The 19,389-nt window shown below is 72.2% G+C and carries 18 protein-coding genes; 14 read left to right on the plus strand and 4 right to left on the minus strand.

All coding sequences use genetic code 11. The features are described from left to right. The first annotated feature begins 57 nt into the window (after positions 1-57). From EF879_RS14070 to EF879_RS14085, 4 genes are read left to right on the plus strand one after another with little or no spacing between them, the layout of a single operon-like run. A complete protein-coding gene (locus tag EF879_RS14070; RefSeq protein ID WP_123558695.1) occupies positions 58-1,248 on the plus strand; it encodes a spermidine/putrescine ABC transporter substrate-binding protein in 1,191 nt (396 codons plus the stop codon). 2 nt (positions 1,249-1,250) lie between these two features. Then, positions 1,251-2,417 carry an ABC transporter ATP-binding protein gene (locus EF879_RS14075; protein ID WP_123558697.1) on the plus strand — a complete coding sequence of 389 codons (1,167 nt, stop codon included), beginning with the start codon at positions 1,251-1,253 and terminating at the stop codon, positions 2,415-2,417. Further along, positions 2,414-3,265 carry an ABC transporter permease gene (locus EF879_RS14080; protein WP_123558699.1) on the plus strand — a complete coding sequence of 284 codons (852 nt, stop codon included), beginning with the start codon at positions 2,414-2,416 and terminating at the stop codon, positions 3,263-3,265. The genes EF879_RS14075 and EF879_RS14080 overlap by 4 nt, the downstream gene beginning before the upstream one ends. Further along, positions 3,265-4,128, plus strand: coding sequence for an ABC transporter permease (locus EF879_RS14085; RefSeq protein WP_123558701.1), 864 nt, complete (start codon positions 3,265-3,267; stop codon positions 4,126-4,128). The genes EF879_RS14080 and EF879_RS14085 overlap by 1 nt, the downstream gene beginning before the upstream one ends. Before the next feature lie 120 nt (positions 4,129-4,248). On the opposite strand, the gene EF879_RS14090 is transcribed toward EF879_RS14085, so the two are convergent. Beyond that, positions 4,249-5,136, minus strand: coding sequence for an oxidoreductase (locus EF879_RS14090; protein WP_123558703.1), 888 nt, complete (start codon positions 5,134-5,136; stop codon positions 4,249-4,251). A gap of 345 nt (positions 5,137-5,481) precedes the next feature. On the opposite strand from EF879_RS14090, the gene EF879_RS14095 reads away from it, so the two are divergent. From EF879_RS14095 to EF879_RS14120, 6 genes are all read left to right on the plus strand, one after another. After that, complete coding sequence (locus tag EF879_RS14095; protein WP_148086439.1) at positions 5,482-5,970, plus strand: hypothetical protein; 489 nt, start codon at positions 5,482-5,484, stop codon at positions 5,968-5,970. A 5-nt stretch (positions 5,971-5,975) separates the two neighbouring features. After that, positions 5,976-7,049: a peptidoglycan-binding protein gene (locus EF879_RS14100; protein ID WP_199736416.1), complete on the plus strand. Its 1,074-nt coding sequence runs from the start codon at positions 5,976-5,978 to the stop codon at positions 7,047-7,049. After that, positions 7,046-7,756 carry an ABC transporter ATP-binding protein gene (locus tag EF879_RS14105; RefSeq protein ID WP_199736418.1) on the plus strand — a complete coding sequence of 237 codons (711 nt, stop codon included), beginning with the start codon at positions 7,046-7,048 and terminating at the stop codon, positions 7,754-7,756. Before EF879_RS14100 ends, EF879_RS14105 begins: the two co-directional genes overlap by 4 nt. Then, on the plus strand, positions 7,753-8,949 hold the full coding sequence (locus EF879_RS14110; RefSeq protein WP_123558709.1) for an ABC transporter permease: 1,197 nt from the start codon (positions 7,753-7,755) through the stop codon (positions 8,947-8,949). Before EF879_RS14105 ends, EF879_RS14110 begins: the two co-directional genes overlap by 4 nt. Positions 8,950-9,530: 581 nt before the next feature. After that, positions 9,531-10,769, plus strand: coding sequence for a PLP-dependent aminotransferase family protein (locus EF879_RS14115; protein WP_123559207.1), 1,239 nt, complete (start codon positions 9,531-9,533; stop codon positions 10,767-10,769). Between the two features lie 2 nt (positions 10,770-10,771). Beyond that, a complete protein-coding gene (locus EF879_RS14120) occupies positions 10,772-11,002 on the plus strand; it encodes an MbtH family NRPS accessory protein (RefSeq protein WP_123558711.1) in 231 nt (76 codons plus the stop codon). Positions 11,003-11,058: 56 nt separating this feature from the next. Here the strand turns inward: EF879_RS14120 and EF879_RS14125 are convergent, their stop codons facing one another. The 3 genes from EF879_RS14125 to EF879_RS14135 form a co-directional block, all read right to left on the minus strand. Beyond that, positions 11,059-12,294 carry a HAMP domain-containing sensor histidine kinase gene (locus EF879_RS14125; RefSeq protein ID WP_199736422.1) on the minus strand — a complete coding sequence of 412 codons (1,236 nt, stop codon included), beginning with the start codon at positions 12,292-12,294 and terminating at the stop codon, positions 11,059-11,061. Beyond that, on the minus strand, positions 12,255-12,908 hold the full coding sequence (locus EF879_RS14130) for a response regulator transcription factor (protein WP_123558713.1): 654 nt from the start codon (positions 12,906-12,908) through the stop codon (positions 12,255-12,257). The genes EF879_RS14125 and EF879_RS14130 overlap by 40 nt, the downstream gene beginning before the upstream one ends. Before the next feature lie 236 nt (positions 12,909-13,144). Beyond that, a complete protein-coding gene (locus EF879_RS14135) occupies positions 13,145-13,915 on the minus strand; it encodes an AfsR/SARP family transcriptional regulator (protein WP_158624172.1) in 771 nt (256 codons plus the stop codon). A gap of 1,256 nt (positions 13,916-15,171) precedes the next feature. Between EF879_RS14135 and dpgA the strand changes: the two genes are divergently transcribed. From dpgA to dpgD, 4 genes are read left to right on the plus strand one after another with little or no spacing between them, the layout of a single operon-like run. Continuing rightward, positions 15,172-16,314 (plus strand): 3,5-dihydroxyphenylacetyl-CoA synthase DpgA, encoded by a 1,143-nt coding sequence (gene dpgA / locus EF879_RS14140; protein WP_123559210.1) that lies wholly within the window; start codon positions 15,172-15,174, stop codon positions 16,312-16,314. Between the two features lie 20 nt (positions 16,315-16,334). Further along, positions 16,335-17,045: an enoyl-CoA-hydratase DpgB gene (gene dpgB / locus EF879_RS14145; protein WP_199736424.1), complete on the plus strand. Its 711-nt coding sequence runs from the start codon at positions 16,335-16,337 to the stop codon at positions 17,043-17,045. Beyond that, complete coding sequence (gene dpgC / locus EF879_RS14150) at positions 17,042-18,487, plus strand: (3,5-dihydroxyphenyl)acetyl-CoA 1,2-dioxygenase DpgC (protein ID WP_199736426.1); 1,446 nt, start codon at positions 17,042-17,044, stop codon at positions 18,485-18,487. The genes dpgB and dpgC overlap by 4 nt, the downstream gene beginning before the upstream one ends. Continuing rightward, positions 18,487-19,380: an enoyl-CoA-hydratase DpgD gene (gene dpgD, locus EF879_RS14155; RefSeq protein WP_123558717.1), complete on the plus strand. Its 894-nt coding sequence runs from the start codon at positions 18,487-18,489 to the stop codon at positions 19,378-19,380. Before dpgC ends, dpgD begins: the two co-directional genes overlap by 1 nt. Positions 19,381-19,389: the final 9 nt, after the last annotated feature.

The raw sequence follows: 19,389 nt of genomic DNA on the forward strand, positions 1-19,389 counted from the left end.
GCCAGCGGGCCGACTCGCGTACCCACCCCGTCGGCACGACCTGCGAGGAGCCGCCCCATGCGTACCCGTCCCCGCCCCCTGCCGCCGCTGCCCCGGCGCACCCTGCTCCGCGGGGTGGCCGGCTCGGCGGCGCTGCTGGCCACCGGCGCCCTCCTCGGCTGCGGGACGAGGGGCGCCCGGCAGACCGCGGCGAGCTGCGTCAGCGAGGACCTCTCCGGCACGGAGAAGAAGCTCGTCTTCTCCAACTGGCCCCAGTATCTCGACGTGGCCGAGGACGACGCGTCGAGACGACCCACCCTGGAGGCGTTCCAGGCCCGCAGCGGCATCCAGGTGACGTACACCGAGGACATCAACGACAACAACGAGTTCTTCGGCAAGATTCGGCCCCAGCTCGCCGCGTGCGAGCCGATCGGCCGGGACATCATCGTGCTCAGCGACTGGATGGCGGCCCGGATGATCGGGCTCGGCTGGGTTCAGCGCCTCGACCCGGCCCGGATCCCGAACGTCGGCCGGAACCTGCTGCCCTCGCTGCGCGACCGGGGGTACGACCGGGACAACGTCTTCGCCATTCCGTGGCAGTGCGGCCTGGCGGGGCTCGCGTACAACGGGAAGGTGGCCAAGGAGGTCCGCACCGTCGACGAACTGCTCACCCGTCCCGACCTGAAGGGTCGGGTGACCGTGCTCAGCGAGATGCGCGACACGATCGGGCTGATCCTGGCGGCGAACGGGCACGACCCGTCGAACTTCACCGCGGCGCAGTTCGACGAGGCGCTGGCCACGCTCAAGCGGGCCGTCGACAGTGGACAGATCCGGCGCTTCACCGGCAACGACTACGCCCCGGAGCTGGCCAGGGGCGACATCGCCGCCTGCTTCGCCTGGTCGGGCGACGTCATCCAGCTCGCCGCCGAGGACGAGCGGATCCGGTTCGTGGCGCCGGAGTCGGGGGCGATGCTCTACTCCGACGACATGCTGGTGCCGAACCGGGCGACCCACCGGGCGCACGCCGAGGCGCTCATGGACTACTACTACGAGCCGGCGGTCGCCGCCCAGCTCGCGGCGTACGTCAACTACATCTGCCCCGTGCAGGGCGCCCAGGCCGAGATGGAGAAGATCGCCCCGGAGCTGGCGAACAACCCGTTGATCTTCCCGGACGAGGCGCTACAGGCCCGGTCGAAGATGTTCATGACGCTCAGCGAGGCGCAGGAACGCGAGTACGAGTCGAAGTTCCAGCAGGTCATGGGGGGTTAGCGGTGGAGAGTGCGCAGCCGGGGGCGCGCCTGCGCCTGATCGAGCTGACCAAGCGGTTCGGCGGCGTCACCGCCGTGGACCAGCTCGACCTGACCGTGGCGGCGGGGACGTACTTCGCCCTGCTCGGGCCGTCGGGCTGCGGCAAGACCACCACGCTGCGGATGGTGGCCGGACTGGAGGAACCCACCCGGGGCCGGATCCTCCTCGACGAGGAGGAGATCACCGAGCTGCGGCCGTACCGGCGGCCGGTGAACACCGTCTTCCAGAGCTACGCGCTCTTCCCCCACCTGGACGTCTTCGAGAACGTCGCGTTCGGGCTGCGCCGGCGCGGCGTACCGGACGTGACCGAGCAGGTCCGGGCGATGCTGTCGCTGGTCCAGCTCGACGGCTACGACCGGCGCCGTCCCGCCCAGCTCTCCGGCGGGCAGCAGCAACGGGTGGCGCTGGCCCGGGCCCTGGTCAACCGTCCCCGGGTGCTGCTGCTCGACGAGCCGCTCGGCGCGCTGGACCTGACCCTGCGCCGCCGGATGCAGCTCGAACTGAAGCGGATCCAGACCGAGGTCGGGATCACCTTCGTCCACGTCACGCACGACCAGGAGGAGGCGATGACCCTGGCCGACACGGTCGCGGTGATGAACAACGGCCGGATCGAGCAGCTCGGCACCCCGGCCGAGCTGTACGAGTTTCCGGCCACCGCCTTCGTCGCCACCTTCCTCGGCCGCTCCAACCTGCTCTCCGGCACCGTTGTCGGGCGCGACGGCGACGACGTGCTGGTCGAGGCGTACGGCCAGCGCTTCTCGGTCCCGGTGATCCGGGCCCGCCGCACCGCCGGCGCGGTGCTGCTCGGCATCCGGCCGGAGAAGCTGCGGCTGGTCGGGACGGTCGACGAGGTGCCGGCCGGGCACCAGGCGGTCGCCGGGATCGTCACCGACGCCGCCTACCTCGGAACCAGCACCCAGTACCTGATCCGGACCGGCTGGGGCGGCGAGTTCTCCGTCTTCGTCGCCGCCGACGGCGAGGCGCGGCCGGTTCCGGTCGGCGCGACGGTGGTGGCGCACTGGCACCCGCGGTACGCCTTCCTGCTCGACGGCGGGACGCCGGGCGGGACGCCGGCGGTGCCGGTCGACCCGGCGGGCGCCGTACCGGCGAACGGCGTCGGGCCGCGATGAGCGGCACCTACCGCCGGCTGCTGCCGTACCTGCTGGTCCTGCCCGGTGGGCTGTGGCTGGTGGTCTTCTTCCTGCTTCCGGCGGTCCAGCTCGTCGCGACCAGCCTCTACGACCCCGCCGGGTCGCTCGCCGACGGGTATGCGATGACCTGGGCATTCGGCAATTACCCGGACGCGATCCGGGCGTACTGGGCCCACTTCGGGCGCTCCTTCGGGTACGCCGGGCTCGCCACCGCGCTGGCGCTGTTGCTCGGCTACCCCCTGGCGTACGTCATCGCGCTGCGTGCCGGACGCTGGCAGCACCTGCTGCTGGTCTGCGTGGTCGCGCCGATGTTCACCAGCTTCCTGGTCCGGACGCTGGCCTGGAAGGCCATCCTCGCCGACACCGGACCGGTGGTCGGGCTGCTGCGCGAGGTGCACCTGCTCGCGCCGGACGGCCGGCTGCTCGCCTCGCCGGTGGCGGTGGTCACCAGCCTCACCTACGGCTACCTGCCGTTCATGGTGCTGCCGATCTACGCCAGCCTCCAGCGGCTGGACCGGCGGCTGCTGGAGGCGGCCCGCGACCTGAACGCCCGGCCCGCCCAGGTCTTCTGGACCGTCACGCTCCCACTGTCCCGGCCGGGGGTGGTCGCCGGGACGCTGCTCACCGTCATTCCGGCGAGCGGTGACTACATCAGCGCCGAACTGCTCGGGACGCCGCGCGACTACATGATCGGCAACGTCATCGACGCGGCGTTCCTGGTCCGGCTGGACTATCCGCAGGGAGCGGCGCTCTCCGTGCTCCTGCTGCTGGTGATCCTGGTGCTGACGATCGGCTATCTGCGCCGGGGCGCCGAGGAGGTGGGCTGATGGCGAGGCGCCTCTGGCGCCGGGTCGCCGACCACTGGGTGCTGGCGGCCGCCGCGCTCGTCCTCGGCTACCTGCTGCTGCCGGTCGTGGTGGTCGCCGGCCTCTCGGTCAACCGGCCGTCGAGCCGGTTGTCGTACGACTTTCACGAGGCCACCCTCGACAACTGGCGCGACCCCTGTGCCGCCCCCGGGATGTGCGCCGCGCTGCTGCGCAGCGTGCAGATCGGGTTCCTCGCCACCGCGATCTCGACCGTGCTCGGCACGCTGCTCGCCTTCGCCCTGGTCCGGTACCGGTTCCGCGGCCGGACCGCGCTCAACCTCCTGGTCCTGGCCCCGATGGCGACCCCGGAGGTGGTGCTCGGCACCTCGCTGCTCGCCCTGCTGGTCGCCGCCGGGGTGCCGCAGGGATTCTGGACCGTGGTGATCGCGCACGTCATGTTCTGCGTCTCGTTCGTGGTGGTGACGGTCCGGGCCCGGCTGTCCGGGATGGACCGGCGGCTGGAGGAGGCGGCACTCGACCTCTACGCGAGCGAGTGGCAGGCGTTCTGCCGGGTGACCCTGCCGATGGCGCTGCCGGGGATCGTCGCCGCCGCCCTGCTCTCCTTCTCGCTCTCGTTCGACGACTTCGTCGTCACGAACTTCACCTCGGGCACCACCGTCACGTTTCCGATGTACGTCTGGGGCGCCAACCAGCGCGGCATCCCGCCCCAGGTCAACGTCGTCGGTACCGCCATGTTCGCCGTCGCGCTGCTGCTCATGGCGGCGGTACGGCTCCGCGGACGCCGTGCCCGGCAGCCGGCCCCGCCGTCGCGCGGCGACGCCGGGGCCGCGTCGGAGCGGCCGGTGTCGGCCGAGGTCGGGTGAGGCGGCGGACCCAGGAGACGGCCGCCCGGGCCCGTACCCGGCCATTCCGCGGTCCGCGCCGGGACCCGGCGGTCAACCGCCCGCGGGCCCGGCTGTCGTGTCGGCACCGGCGCGCACCCGCTACCGGGTACCCGGTGCGACCATCGCCGCGAGTGAGGTCCGGGCAAGGTCGGTGCTGCTGGTGTAGTCGGTCCTCCGGCTGACGTCGGCCCAGGCGGTGGTCTCCTCGGCACGGGCCCGCGCCGCCTGCTCGGCGAGCTGGACCGCGTCGGACCCGAGCAGCAGCCGCAGCGGCGGCGCCGGCACGTCGACGAGGTCGACCATGAGCTTCGCGGCCCGGGCCGGATCCCCGGCCTGCTTGCCGTCCATCTCGCGCCGGAAGGCGTGCATCCGGCCGACCGTCTGCCGGTAGTCCTCGCCGACCTCGGCCATCCGCATCGAGGCGCCGCCCCAGTCGGTACGGAAGGCGCCGGGCTCGACGATGGTGACCCGGATGCCGAACGGCTTGACCTCGTTGGCCAGCACTTCCGAGAAGCCCTCCACCGCGAACTTGGCCGACTGGTACGCGGCCAGCCCCGGGGTGCCGCCGACCCGCCCCCCGACCGAGGAGATCTGGAGGAAGTACCCGGAGCGCTGGCTCCGCAGCCGTGGCAGCGCCGCCTTTGTCACGTTCACGACACCGAAGAAGTTCGTCTCCACCTGCGCCCGGAAGTCGTCGTCCGGGGTCTCCTCGATCGGCGCGCTGTTGGCGTACCCGGCGTTGTTGACGACGACGTCGAGCCGGCCGAAGGTCTCGACCGCCGCCTCGACCGCCCTCCGCGCGGCCACCGGATCGGTGACGTCGAGCGGGAACGGCCGTACCCGGTCGCCGTGCTGCTGGACCAGCTCGGCCAGCCGGTCGGGATTCCGGGCGGTGGCGAGGAGGTTGTCGCCCCGGGCGAGGATCTCCCGACACAGCTCCCAGCCCAGACCCCGCGAGCCACCGGTGACGAGCCATGTCCTGGCCATGCTGCTTCCCCTTCCGAATCACCCGGCTCGACTCTGCTACGCCGGGGGCCGCCGACCCGCCGGAACCGAGCCGTTCACCCGGGTGGGCTACGTCCGGACGCGGCGTGCCGGGCCGACCGCCGGTGGGGCTGCGGCCGGGCCGGAGGCGGCGCCAGCCTCGATCCACGGGGCGGCGATCCGGTCGGCGGCACCGACGGAGCCCCGGTCGGGTCGCCCGGCCACGCCGGAGCACCCCGCCCTGACCTGCCCCCGGCCGGGCCGACCGCCGGTCTCGGCGCGGTGTATCAGCGGCGTTAACACGCGTGTTCACGGTCGTGCAACGCCTCGGTTGCCACGCTGTGCGACATGAAGAGAACGATGCGTCTGGTGGCGGCGGCCGCGTTCGTCGTGGCCCTCGCCGCCTGTCAGGACAGCGGCTCGGAGAGCCCGGGTGGCACCCCGGCCGCCGAGAGCAGCACGATTCCCAGCGACATGGCCGTGAAATTCGCGCAGTGCATGCGCGAGAACGGCGTCGACGTGGCCGACCCCCGGCCGGGGCAGCCGCTGATCATCAAGGGCGACCAGGGCGACACCGCCAAGATCCAGGCCGCCCAGGAGGCCTGCAAGGAGTTCGCGCCGCCGCAGGAGGGGGGTGGCCCGCAGTCGGCCGACGACCTCGACCGGCAGGCCAAGCTCGCCGCGTGCCTGCGTCAGCGCGGCGTGGACGTCGCCGATCCGCAGCCGGGCCAGCCGCTGCGGGTCGAGGGCCGCCGCGAGAACGAGGCGGAGACCCAGCGCGCCATGCAGGAGTGCCAGCGCGAGGTCGGTGCCCCGCCGCCGTCGAGGATCGGGTGATCAGGGTGCGCATCAGGGTCGTGGCGGGCGCGGCCTGCGTCCTTGCCGTCGGTGCCGGAATCGGCGCCGTGGCGTTGTCCCGGGGCTCCGGCGAGGCCGCCACCGCGGCGGAGGCCCCGGGCGCCACGGCCGAGGTCGTCCGTACCGACCTGGTCAGCCGTACGGACGTCGACGGCACGCTGAGCTACGCCGACTCGTACACCGTCACCACGTCCCGCGGCGGTCGGATCACCTGGCTGCCGGACGTCGGCGATGTGATCAAGCGCGGCAAGCGGGTGTACGAGGTGGACGGCAAGCCGGTCCCGCTGTTCCACGGCGACACTCCACTGTGGCGGAAGCTCTACTACGGGGTCTCGGACGGCAAGGACGTCCGGGTGCTGGAGCGCAACCTCAAGGCGCTCGGCTACGGCGACGACCTCACGGTGGACACCACGTTCACCTGGGCCACGGCCGAGGCGGTCGAGGAGTGGCAGGAGGATCTCGGGCTGGACGAGACCGGCCGGGTCTCCCCGGAGGACGTCGTCGTCGAACCGGGCGACCTGCGGGTCTCGGCGCTGCGGACGGCGCTCGGTGGCACCGCCCGGGGCGAGGTGCTCACCGCCACCGGCACGACCCGGCAGGTCACCGTGAACCTGCCGGTCACCCAGCAGGAACTGGCGAAGGTCGGCGACCAGGTCCGGGTGCGGTTGCCGGGTGGCACGACCACGACCGGGAAGATCACCGAGCTGGGCACCACCGCCAGCGCCGGCTCGGAGAACGGCGGCCAGGCCCAGACCGGTGAGGGGACCGAGACGGCGACCATCCCGGTGTACATCACGCTGACCGATCCGTCCGCCGCGGGGCGCCTGGACGGAGCCCCGGTGACGGTCGGCTTCACCAGCGCCACCCGCAAGAACGTCCTGGCGGTGCCGGTCACGGCGCTGCTGGCCGAGGCGGACGGCAGCTACGCGGTCGAGGTCGTCGACGGCGAGCGGACCCGGCGGGTGCCGGTCGAGGTCGGCAGCTTTGCGGACAGCCTGGTGGAGGTCTCCGGGCCCGGCCTGGAGGCCGGGATGCGGGTGGAGGTGCCCGGGTCGTGACCGAGACGCCCGTTGCGGCCTTGGAGGCCGTCACCAAGACCTATCCCGGCGGTGTACAGGCGCTGCGTACGGTGTCTCTCACGGTGATGCCCGGGGAACTGGTCGCCATCTGCGGACCGTCCGGTTCGGGCAAGTCCACCCTGCTCCACCTGATGGGGGCCCTGGACCGGCCCACCAGCGGTCGGGTGCTGATCCAGGGGCACGACGTCGCCACGCTGCCGGACCGGCGGCTGGCGGCGGTGCGGGCCCGGTGGATCGGCTTCGTGTTCCAGCAGTTCTTCCTCACCGCGCACATGTCCGCCCTGGACAACGTGGCGAACGGACTGCTCTACCACGGCATACCCGCCCGGCAACGGCGGGAGCGGGCCCGTGCCGCCCTGGAGCAGGTGGGCCTGGGCCACCGCGTCCACCACCGTCCGGCGGAGATGTCGGGCGGCGAGCGGCAGCGGGTCGCGGTGGCCCGGGCGGTGGTCGCCCGACCCGCGCTGCTGTTGGCGGACGAGCCGACCGGAAACCTCGACTCGGAGTCCGGGGAGGCGGTGGTGCGGTTGCTCACCGAACTCAACCAGGCCGGTACCACCATCGTGGTGATCACCCACAACGTGGAGCTGGCCGAGGCGCTGCCGCGCCGGGTCGACATCCTCGACGGGCGGATCCGGGCCGACTCCCGGGAGACCGGTTCCCGAGAGGCGGTGGCGGCCGCATGACCCCGCTTCCGCCACCGACCCGCCTCCACGGCCGGGACATGGCCGCGGTCGGCCTGACCGGGCTCCGGGGCCGGCCGATGCGGGCGGCGCTGTCCGCGCTCGGCATCGCCATCGGCATCGCCGCCATGGTGGCGGTGCTCGGAATCAGCACCGCCAGCCGGGCCGGGCTGATGAACGAGATCAGTCAGCTCGGCACGAACCTGCTCACCGTAACGCCCGGGCAGTCGCTCTTCGGCGAAGACGCCAAGCTGCCGACCGAGGCCCCCGGGATGATCTCCCGGATCCCCGGGGTGACCTCGGTCTCGGCGGTCGGGCAGATCTCGGGGGCGAGCGTACGCCGGACCGACAGGATCGACGTCAGTCAGACCAACGGCATCGCCGTCCAGGCGACCCAGCTCGACCTGCTGGAGAACCTTGGCGGCACGATGCGCTCCGGCACCTGGCTCAACGCGGGCACCAGCCTATACCCGGCCGTGGTGCTGGGGGCGGTGGCCGCCCACCGCCTCGGCATCGACGGGCCGGGGGAGTACGTCTACATCGCGGGCCGCTGGTTCACGGTGCTGGGCGTGATCAACCCGCTGGTGCTCGCCCCGGAGATCGACCGGTCCGCGTTGGTCGGCTGGGAGGCCGCCGAGGAACTGCTCGGCTTCGACGGACATCCGACGACGATCTACGAACGGTCGACCGACGAGTCGGTCGCCGACGTACGGGCGGTGCTGGCGGCCACGGCGAACCCGGAGAACCCCGAGCAGGTCACGATCAGCCGGCCCTCCGACGCCCTGACCGCGCAGTTGGCCGCCGCCTCGGCGTTCAACTCGCTGTTCCTCGGCCTCGGTGCGGTGGCCCTGTTGGTGGGGGGTGTCGGGATCGCCAACATCATGGTGATCTCGGTGCTGGAGCGCCGGCAGGAGATCGGGTTGCGGCGGGCGCTCGGCGCGACCCGGGGGCACATCCGGCTCCAGTTCCTGACCGAGTCGGTGCTGTTGTCGATGATCGGCGGGGTGACCGGGGTCGTGCTGGGTCTGGCGGTCACGCTCGGGTACGCGTTCTACCGGGACTGGCCGTCCGTCCTGCCCACCCAGGCACTGGTCGGTGGCGTTCTCGCCGCCGTCGTGGTCGGCGCGGTCGCCGGGCTGTACCCGGCACGTCGGGCCGCGCGTCTGGCCCCGACCCAGGCGCTCTCCACCGGCTGAAGGTCCGGGCCGCCGGCCCGGCGGCCCGGACCCCCGACCACCGTCGGGGCCGGAACCGTACCCGCGGTTCCGGCCCCGGTTTGGTTTGCCAGGTGCCGGCGGTGGTACGCGGCGCCGCGCCGCGCCGATCCGAGGGCGCGGGGACCGGTACCGGGCCCGGGTCGAACTCCGCCGGAACCGACGGAGAGCCCGGTCCGTCGGCCGGGTGGAGCCGCCGGCCCGGACCGACTGGGACCGGGGACATCGCCGGGTCGTGGCGGTGCCCTGGCGCCGCACTGACGCTTCCCTGGGGACGCTTGTCGCGGCTCGCGGCGGCATGTGAACCTGAGGTCCCGGGCAGCCGGCGTCGGACCGCCCCGCCGCGGCACAGGCTGATCGTCCCGTCATCCCAGTCCCGGGTTCCACCCGTTCCGGACCGTTTCGAAACGCCGCCAGGAGTGGCCATCGCCATGCAGCAGAGCAGCCTCGACGTGACGACGACGAATGCCTCGGCGCCCCGGGACGCGACGTGGCGGGCGGCCGGCGCGGACCTGCGTACGGCCGAACTGCACGCCAGCGTCGCCGACCCGGTGCTCGACACGATGAACTTCCTGAACGAGATCACCCTCCGCTACCCGGATGCCATCTCCTTCGCCCCCGGGCGTCCGTACGACGGCTCCTTCGACGTGGAGGCGATAATCGGGCACCTCCGTCGGTATCTGCGGCACCTGGCGGCGCAGGGCCACTCGCCACGGCAGCTCCGCGACGCGCTCTACCAGTACGGCCCCACGGCGGGTCAGATCCGTGAGCTCATCGCCGCGTCGCTGGCCACGGACGAGGGAATCGACGTTCCGCCGGAGTCCATCGTGGTCACCGTCGGCAGCCAGGAGGCGATGCTGCTGGTGCTGCGGGCGCTGATCTCCCAGCCGGAGGACGTCCTGGTCGTGGTCAGCCCCTGCTACGTCGGGATCACCGGCGCGGCCAGGTTGCTGGACGTCCCGGTGGTCGCCGTGCCGGAGCGCGCGGAGGGGCTGCGCTGTACCGACGTCGAGGCGGCGGTCCGGGCCGAGCGGGCCCGGGGTCGGCGTCCCCGGGCGTGCTACGTCGTCCCGGACCACTCCAACCCGTCCGGCAGCACGCTCTCCCAGCGGGATCGGGCGGACCTGCTCGCCCTGGCCCGGCGGGAGGACCTGCTCATCATCGAGGACAGCCCGTACCGGCTGGTCAGTCCCGGTACGCCGTTGCCGACGCTGAAGTCCCTGGACCGCGAGCGCCGGGTGATCCACCTCGGCTCGTACTCCAAGACCCTCTTCCCCGGCGTCCGCCTCGGGTACGTGGTGGCGGACCAGCGGGTCGTCGACGAGACGGGCCGGGTGAGTCTGCTCGCCGACGCATTGGCCAAGATCAAGAGCATGGTGACGGTGAACACCTCGTCACTCAGCCAGGCGGTGGTCGCCGGCGCGCTGCTCGCCGCCGACGGGCGCGTCTCCGCGCTCAACGTCGAGGCGGCGGAGCGGTACGGCCAGGCGATGCGGGCCACCCTGCGGGAGCTGGAGCGGTGCTTCCCCGCGTCGCGCCGGGCGGAGTTGGGCGTGCGGTGGAACCGGCCGGACGGCGGCTTCTTTCTCACCATGCAGGTCGGGTTCCCGGCCGACAACGCCGCGCTGACCCGCTCCGCCGAGCGGTTCGGCGTCATCTGGACGCCGATGAGCTACTTCCATCCGGACGGCGGCGGCGGGCGCAGCCTGCGGCTCTCGATCAGTTACCTGACGTTGCCCGACATCACCGAGGGCGTGGCCAGGTTGGCCCGCTTCGTCGAGTCCGAGACCAGGCGGAGGTAGCAATGCGGTCCGTGGTGTTTGACGTCGAGTCGGCCGAGGCCCGGTTCACCGTGGTGGTGAACCGGGAGGAGCAGTACGCGCTCTGGCCCGCCGACCTGCCCGTCCCCGGCGGCTGGTCGGAGGCCGGGTTCCGCGGGACCCTCCCGGAGTGTGAGGCGTACCTGGAGGAGACCTGGACGGACCTGCGGCCGAAGAGCCTGCGGGGCTGGCTCGCGGAGGTCGGCCGGGACTGAGCGCCCGGATGTTCCCGTCCGGCGGCCCGGGCACCCGGCGCTCGGGCCGCCGCGGGTCAGCCGGTCGAGCCGGCCGCGACCGCGTCCGCCTGTCGGGGGAGCGCCGCCGCGGTGTCGGGCCGGGGAAACCGCACGCTCACCTCGAGCCCGCCGCCCGGGTTCGGCCGGGCGGTGACGGTCGCGCTGTGGGCGCGGGCGATCGACGCGACGATGGAGAGCCCCAGGCCGGCACCGTCCACCGAGCCCGTCCGGTCGGTGTGCAACCGGCGGAATGGTTCGAACAGCTCGTTGACCCGCTCCTCCGGCACCTCGGGGCCGGTGTTGCGGACGGTCAGGGTGTACCCGGCGAGCGAAACCTCGACGACGCCGCCCGGCCGGTTGTAGCGGATTGCGTTGTGCAGCAGGTTCGCGAAGAGCCGGTTCAGCAGGACCGGGTCGCCGGAGACGACGGTCGGCTCGGTCGTCAGGTGGACGGTGACGCCGTCCGCCGGTACGTCGTTCCGGGCCTGCTGGATCAGCACGTCCAGGGCAACCGGCTCGGGCGCGTCCAGACCCCGGTCGCCCTGGGCGAGCGTGAGCAGGCCGTCGATCAGCCGCTCGGTCCGCCGGTTCACGGTCAACAGTTCCCGGCGTACCTCCGCCAACCGCTCCGGCGGCGGGTCGTCCAGCCCGATCTCGATCGCCGCGCGCTGGATGGCCAGCGGGGTACGCAGCTCGTGCGAGGCGTTGGCGATGAACTGCCGCTGGCTGCGGACCGACCGCTCCAGCCGGTCCAGCATCGCGTCGAAGGTGTCGGCGAGTTCCTTCAGCTCGTCGTCGGGGCCGGCGAGTGCGATCCGTTCGTGGAGGTTGGACAGGGAGAGCCGACGGGCGGTGGTGGTGATCCGGTGCAGCGGGCGCAGCAGCCGCCCGGCGAGCCACCAGCCGGCGGCGACGGAGACGGCGGTGAGCACGACCACGACGATCGCCGTCACCGTCCACTGGAACTGGAGAATGTCGTCGCGGAGGTTGTCGGTGACCTCGATGATCTCGGGCGTGTGCCGGATCGGCACCGGGGTTGGGGGGTTCTGGGGGACCGTGCCGGGCGGGGAGAGCACCTCCGGCGGCAACTGGTTGCTGTTTCTGATCAGCGTGACCCTCCGCTCCAGCATGTCGCGGAGCAACAGGTTCACCACCACGAGCAGGGTCGTGGAGGTGGCGAGGAAGAGGGCGCTGTAGAGGGCGGTCAGGCGTACGCGTACGGTGCGGCGCGCTATAGCCGGTATCCGGCCCCAGGCACGGTCTCGATGCACGGAGGGTCTCCCAGCTTGCTGCGGAGTCTGCTGATGATCACGCGGACCACGCTGCTGAACGGGTCGACGTGCTCGTCCCAGGCGCTTTCGAGGAGTTCCTCCGCGCTCACCACCCGGCCCTCGGCACGCATCAACGTCTCCAGCACGGCGAACTCCTTCATCGACAGCGGCAGATAGCGGCCGTCGCGGAAGGCCTGCACCCGGTGGCTGTTCAGCACGATCCCCTTACGCTGCAGGACCGGGGGCAGCGGCGCCTGGCTGCGCCGGCCCAGGGCCTGCACCCGGGCCACCAGTTCGCTGTAGTCGAACGGCTTGGGGAGGTAGTCGTCGGCGCCGAGCGTGAGCCCGGCGACGCGGTCCTGCACGGACGCCGCCGCGGTCAGCATCAGGATGCGGGTCCGGGCCCCGGCCTCGGCCAGCTCGCGGCAGAGCACGTCACCGTGCACCTCGGGCAGGTCGCGGTCCAGGACGAGTACGTCGTAGTCGTTCACCGCCAGCCGCTCCGAGGCGGCCGCCCCGTCGTACACCACGTCCACCGCCATGGCGTGCTTCCGGAGTCCCTCCGCCACCAGCTTGGCCAGCATCTGTTCGTCTTCGGCCACCAGAACGCGCATGCCCCATTGTCACCTCCTGGGTGGTATCAGCGCTGTTAACGCGGGCGTTCACCCTGCTGCAACACCCGGCGCGGGAGGATCGCCCCGTGCGGAGCGGACCAGGTGACTGTGGGATCGCCCGGCAGGTGGCGTCGGTGGTGGGCCAGGGCGTCCGGGTCGCCCGGGAGGGACACCTCCCAGGCGACCCGGCGTCCGGGCGACGGCCCGGGAGCGGGCACCCACCCCGGCGCGCACGCTCATCCGGCCGACGAGGGCAGCGTGAGGCTCGCCGGCGCGACCTGTTCGAGGATCGCCCGGTGCAGGTTCTGCAGCTCTCGTCCGGGCTCGATGCCCAGGTCCTCGCGCAGCCGGCGCCGGATCTGGGCGTACGCGTGCAGCGCCTCCGCCTGTCGCGCGCAGCGGTAGAGCGCGACCATGAGTTGGGCCCGGAGGGTTTCGTGGAACTGATGCATCGAGACCAGTTTCTTCAGCTCGGGCACGATCGTCCGATGGTTGCCCAGTTCGAGTTCGGCCGCGAAGAGGTCCTCGTACGCGGTGACCCGCTCGTCCTCGAGGAACCGGGCCTCCTGCTGGAGCAGCTTCCCGGGGATGCCGGCGAGCGCGTTGCCCCGCCACAGCGAGAGCGCGCTGCGGAGATCCCGGGCCGAACCGGCCAGGTCGCCGTGCTGGGCCTTCTCGCGGGCCTCGGCGACCCGGTCGCGGAAGGACCAGACGTCGGTCTCGTCGGGGTCGACCTGTAACCGGTAGCCGGCCGCGCTGGTGGTGAGTTCCACGCCGGTCATGGGCTGCAGCAACTGGCGGAGCCGGTAGATGTACGACTGGAGGGTGGTCTGCGCCGCGACGGGTGGTTGACCGTCCCAGACGAAGCGGGTGAGCCGCTCGACGGGTACCTCGTTGTTGGCGTCGAGCAGCAGGGTCACGAGGACGGCCCGCTGTTTGGGCGCTGTGATGGATATCCGAGTGTTGTTCGCGTTTACCTCGAGGCTGCCGAGAATGGCGAAGCGCAAGGTTGATCCCCCGTTTCTACGTGATCCGATGTTCACCCGGACAACGCTCTTCATGCGACGTATCCCCCTGTACGTCAGGTGATGTGTGACAGCCGGCCGTGGCCGGGCGGGGCGGGCGTCACATTGCGCGGAATGGCGGTGGGACGCGTGTCTCGCGGTGACGCGGCGACGGTGCCGGGCCGACCTGTCGACAAGTGTTGCTGGCGTGGCTAATGACTGGGCGCTGGAGCGACGCTGGCGTGGCGCATGGGTCTTCCCAGGTCATGGGTGATCGGGTCTGCGAATACCTGAAAGAATATCATCCGCGCCAATGCATGCCTCGTTCGTGTTGGCTGAGTCGGATGGGCTTTTCGGACGGTGACGGCTGAGCTGTGAGGGCCGTTTTGCCCCCGGTTGGGTTGTTGTAACAACGGTCGCTCGGGGCGATAGCCGGATATCGGACTCCGTTTCTGTCGGAACACTTCCAGATCGAGTTCGGCGGCCGGCCTGATCACGTCGGCGGAGCGGGCCCCGCACGGGTCCGTCGGCCGGCCGCCCCCCGCGATGGCGGCCGGTGGGCGCGGCGGTGACCCGCCCCACGGCGTTCCGGCGGTGTCGCCGGCGGGTGCGGCTGGCGCACCGGTGGACGGAATCCGGCGCTGTACCGTACGCCGGGTGCGGGTGGCGAGGCCGTGATCTGGTGCGGCGCCCGCGTACCCGGCGGCCGCCGGCGACGCCGGTACCCGGCCGTTCGGAGTGGACGCGGGGCCGGGGCGGACCGCCGTCGCCGACGGCACGACGGCCCGCCCGTCCCGCCGCACACGGATACGGCTCCAGTGATATTCCGACGGGGCTCCAGTGCGATACCGCGCCGTTTCCAGATGTGTCGTATTCGCGCATACCCGTTATGGTGCCGCACCCTGTCGGGAATCATTCTTGACGCGTCTTGACGGCTTCCGTTACGTTCCATGGCCGGAACTCGGACGTGGTCGGGGAGATCGCATTTTGTCGGGTCGGCAACCGGTGCCGGCCGATCGGTCGACGGGGCAGAAGATATGCCCACGACAGTTTTTGGTGGCTCGTGCCGTCTGGGACCGGATCTTTGTTTCCGAGCGTGAGTGCTGGTGGGAAAGATTCGCTCCGATCCTGGGTGGGTTCGGCCAGTTCCGGTTCTGGTCTCCCTGTGACGTCGTACCAGTGGGAAGGTGAGTTGAATTGAGTGAGAAGGACACCGGGCGGCTGCTCGTCAAGGCACGCATGTGGGGGTGGACGTACCGATGACGATCGAGGTCGACGTCCCCCGGTCGGAATTGCTGGAGACGGCTCTGCCGGTCGACCCGGGGCTACCCGCCATTTCCCGAATCGTCGGCGTCGGCACGGCGGTGTCGGAACGGTCCTATTCGCAGCGCGAGGTGCTCGACCGGTTCCGGGTCGCCGACCCGAAGGTCCGGTCGATCTTCCTCAACAGCGCGATCGAGCGACGGTACCTGACGCTGCCCGGGGTGGACGAGAACGGCGCCCCCCAGCCGGAGAGCCAGGGCGACCTGCTCGACAAGCACAAGCGGCTGGCCGTGGAGATGGGAGCCCGGGCGCTGCTGGCCTGTCTGGACAACGCCGGCCGCCGGCTGTCGGAGATCCGGTACCTGTGCTGCGTGACCTCGACGGGCTTCCTCACCCCGGGGGTGAGCGCCCTGCTCATCCGCGAGCTGGGCATCGACCGGCACTGCGCGCGGGTCGACATCGTCGGGATGGGCTGCAACGCCGGCCTGAACGGGATGAACGCGGTCGCGGGCTGGACCGCTGCCCACCCCGGCGAACTCGCCGTGATGGTCTGCACCGAAGCCTGCTCCGCCGCCTACGTCTTCGACTCCACGATGCGCACGGCGGTGGTCAACAGCCTCTTCGGCGACGGCGCCGCGGCGGTGGCGCTGGAGAACCGGGCGCTTGACGACCCGGTCGGACGGTCGGGCGGCGCCGCCGGGCCGCGGGTGCTCAAGTTTGCCAGCTGCATCATCACCGACGCCCTGGAGGCGATGCGGTACGACTGGGACCGGGCCCAGGGAAAGTTCAGCTTCTTCCTCGACCCGAACATCCCGTACGTCGTCGGCGCGCACGCCGGGATCGTGGCCGAGCGGCTGCTCGCCGGGACCGGGCTCCGGCTGAGCGACATCAGCCACTGGCTGATGCACTCCGGCGGCAAGAAGGTCATCGACGCGGTGATGGTGAACCTCGGGCTGACCCGGTACGACGTCCGGCACACCATCGACGTGCTGCGCGACTACGGGAACCTCTCCAGCGGCGCGTTCCTGTTCTCGTACGAGCGGCTGATGCGTGAGGGCGTGACCCGACCGGGCGAGTACGGCGTGCTCATGACCATGGGCCCCGGCTCGACCATCGAGATGGCGCTGGTCCAGTGGTGACGGCAGGGAGGCGGGACGACATGGGACGCGAGGAGAGGGAACTCGTCAACGGCGGCCGGATGCCCGACGGCACCGGCCCGACGCTGCGGATCGACGGTGAACTGCCGCTGAGCGCGGAGCTGGTCGCCCGGGTCGGGGCGTGCTGCGACCAGGCCGAGGACCTGGGGGAGTCCGGGCTGCTTCGGGTCGTCGTCTCCGGGGTTCCGGAGCCGGGCTGGAGCCGGGGGCTGGACGTCGCCCTGGTCAGCAAGTGGGAGCGGGCGCTGCGCCGGCTGGAGCGGCTCCCCGTCGCCACCCTCGCCGTGGCGGTCGGCGACTGCGGCGGTACGGCGCTGGAGGCGCTGCTGGCCACCGACTACCGGATCGCCGCGGCCGACGTACGGCTGGTGCTGCCGGCCGAGGACGGGGCGGTCTGGCCGGGCATGCTGCTCTACCGGCTCGTCCAGCAGGCCGGAGTGGCCCGGGTCCGCCGGGCCGTGCTGTTCGGCGCGGCGATCGAGGCGGACGAGGCCCTGGACATGCGGCTGCTCGACGAACTGGTGGCGGATCCGATGGCCGCGCTCGCCGCGTCGCCGTCGGCGGTGGTGGGGGGCTGCCCCCGGCCGGACCTGGCGGTCCGGCGACGGCTCGCGTTCGACGCGCCCTCGACGACGTTCGAGAACGCGCTCGGCGTCCACCTCGCGGCCTGCGACCGGGTCCTGCGCCGCAGCCCGAGCGAGGTGATCGCGTGACCAGCGGATCGGCCCTGGCAGGGCAGCGGACCGAGGCGGCCGACGGGCGGACCTCGGCGGTGGAGCGGGCCTGGGCGCCGGTGGCCCGGGCGATCGCCGAGGCGGAGCGGCCCCTCGCCGAGCTTCCGGTGCCGTCGGCGCGCTCGGCGGACGAGCGTGCCCGGGCGGCGCAGGCGCGGGACGCGGCACGCCGGCTCCGCGCCGACTTCCTGGCCGAGCACGTGGTCGCCGTGTACGACCGGCTCACCGCGGACCGCTCGACGTACCTGCGCCTCGACGAACTGGTCGCGGCCGCCGCGCAGGTCTTTCCGGGGCTGGTCCCCAGCGCGGCCCAGTGCGCGGCGGAGCGGGGCCTGCCGCAGGCCGGCAAGGAGGGCCACGAGATCGACCAGGGCCTCTTCCTCGGCGCGGTGCTGGGCTCACCGGTGGCCGGGACGCACCTGATGGCGGCGATGCTGCGGCCGACACCGCGGGCGCTCCGGCTACTGCCGGAGTTCGTCCGGACGGGCAGCGTCGCGCTCGACTCGGTACGGGTCGAGCGGCGGGACGGGGCCGCGTACCTGACCATGACCCGCGACGACTGCCTGAACGCCGAGGACGAGCGGCAGGTCGACGACATGGAGACCGCCGTCGACCTCGCGCTGCTCGACCCGGAGGTCCGGGTCGGGGTGCTGCGGGGCGGCGAGATGAGCCACCCGCGGTACCGGGGTCGGCGGGTGTTCAGCGCCGGGATCAACCTCAAGAAGCTGCACGCGGGCGAGATCCCGCTGGTCGGGTTCCTGCTCCGGCGGGAGCTCGGCTACCTCAACAAGGTGGTCCGCGGCATCCTGCCCGACGGCGAGGCGCCGTGGCACGGCCGGCAGGTGGAAAAGCCCTGGTTGGCCGCGGTGGACGGCTTCGCCATCGGCGGCGGCGCCCAGGTGCTGCTGGTCTTCGACCTGGTGATCGCGGCGTCCGACGCGTACCTGAGTCTGCCCGCCGCCCAGGAGGGGATCATTCCCGGCGCGGCCAACTTCCGGCTCACCCGATCCGGTGGGTCGCGGCTGGCCCGGCAGGTCATCCTGCAGGGTCGGCGGATCTGGGCGACCGAGCCGGATGCCCGGTTCCTGGTCGACCAGGTGGTCGAGCCCGAGAAGATGGCGGAGGCGATCGCGGCCGGCGTGGCGCAGCTCGCCGGCCCGGCGGTGGTGCCGAACCGGCGGATGCTCAACCTCGCGGAGGAGCCACCGGACGAGTTCCGGCGGTACCTGGCCGAGTTCGCGCTCCGCCAGGCCCTGCGGCTCTACAGCAGCGACGTGTTGGAGAAGGTGAGCCGGTTCTCCGGTCGCGGCGCGACGCCGCCCGACTCGGCGGTGCGTGCGCCCGCGGACGGGGCGGCGGGAGTGCCGGCCGAGCCGGTGGCGGGAATGCGGGCGGACGCGGTCGCGGGAGTGCGGGCGTGATGAGCCCACGGGTCGGTGCCGGTCCGGCTGCCCCGGCCGGCGTCACCCCGGACGGGCGGGCCGGGTCCACCCCGGCCGCCCGGGCCGGTACCGACCCGGACCGGCCCCGGGTCCGGTACGAGAAGCGGGACGGCGTCGCGTGGGTCACCCTGGACCGACCGGAGGTGCTGAACGCGCTGGACGGCCGGACCCACGAGGAGCTGGCCGCGGTCTGGACGGACGTGGAGGCCGACCCGGAGGTGCGGGTGGCCGTGTTGACCGGTGCGGGCGATCGGGCCTTCTCGGTGGGGCAGGACCTGCGGGAACGGGTCCGGCTCACGGAGCAGGGCGCCGGCCCGTTCACCATCGGTAGCCGGGACCAGCCCGGCTGGCCCCGGCTCACCGAGCGCTTCGACCTGTCCAAACCGGTGATCGCCCGGGTCAACGGGTACGCCCTCGGCGGGGGCTTCGAACTCGTCCTCGCCTGCGATCTCGCCATCGCGGCCCGGAACGCCGTCTTCGCATTGCCGGAGGCGCGCCTGGGTCTGATCCCGGGTGCGGGTGGGGTGTTTCGGCTCGCCCGCCAGTTGCCGCTCAAGACCGCGATGGGATATCTGCTGACCGGACGTCGCCTCAGCGCCGAGCAGGCACTGCGATTCGGCCTGGTGAACGAGGTGGTCGAGCCCGAGGACCTGGACGGGTGCGTCGCTCGGTGGGTCGATGACGTGATCCGGAGTGCGCCGCTTTCCGTGGCGGCAATCAAGGAATGTGTCCACCGTTCGCTCGACATGTCACTGGAACAGGCATTCGCGACCCGGTACGTCTGGGAGGAGCGGCGGATGCGCAGCCAGGACGCCGTGGAGGGGCCCCGGGCCTTCCTGGAGAAGCGTCCACCGGTCTGGTCCGGACGGTGATACGCCGGG

It is taken from the genome of Micromonospora sp. HM5-17 (assembly GCF_003762835.1).
GTDB lineage: Bacteria > Actinomycetota > Actinomycetes > Mycobacteriales > Micromonosporaceae > Plantactinospora.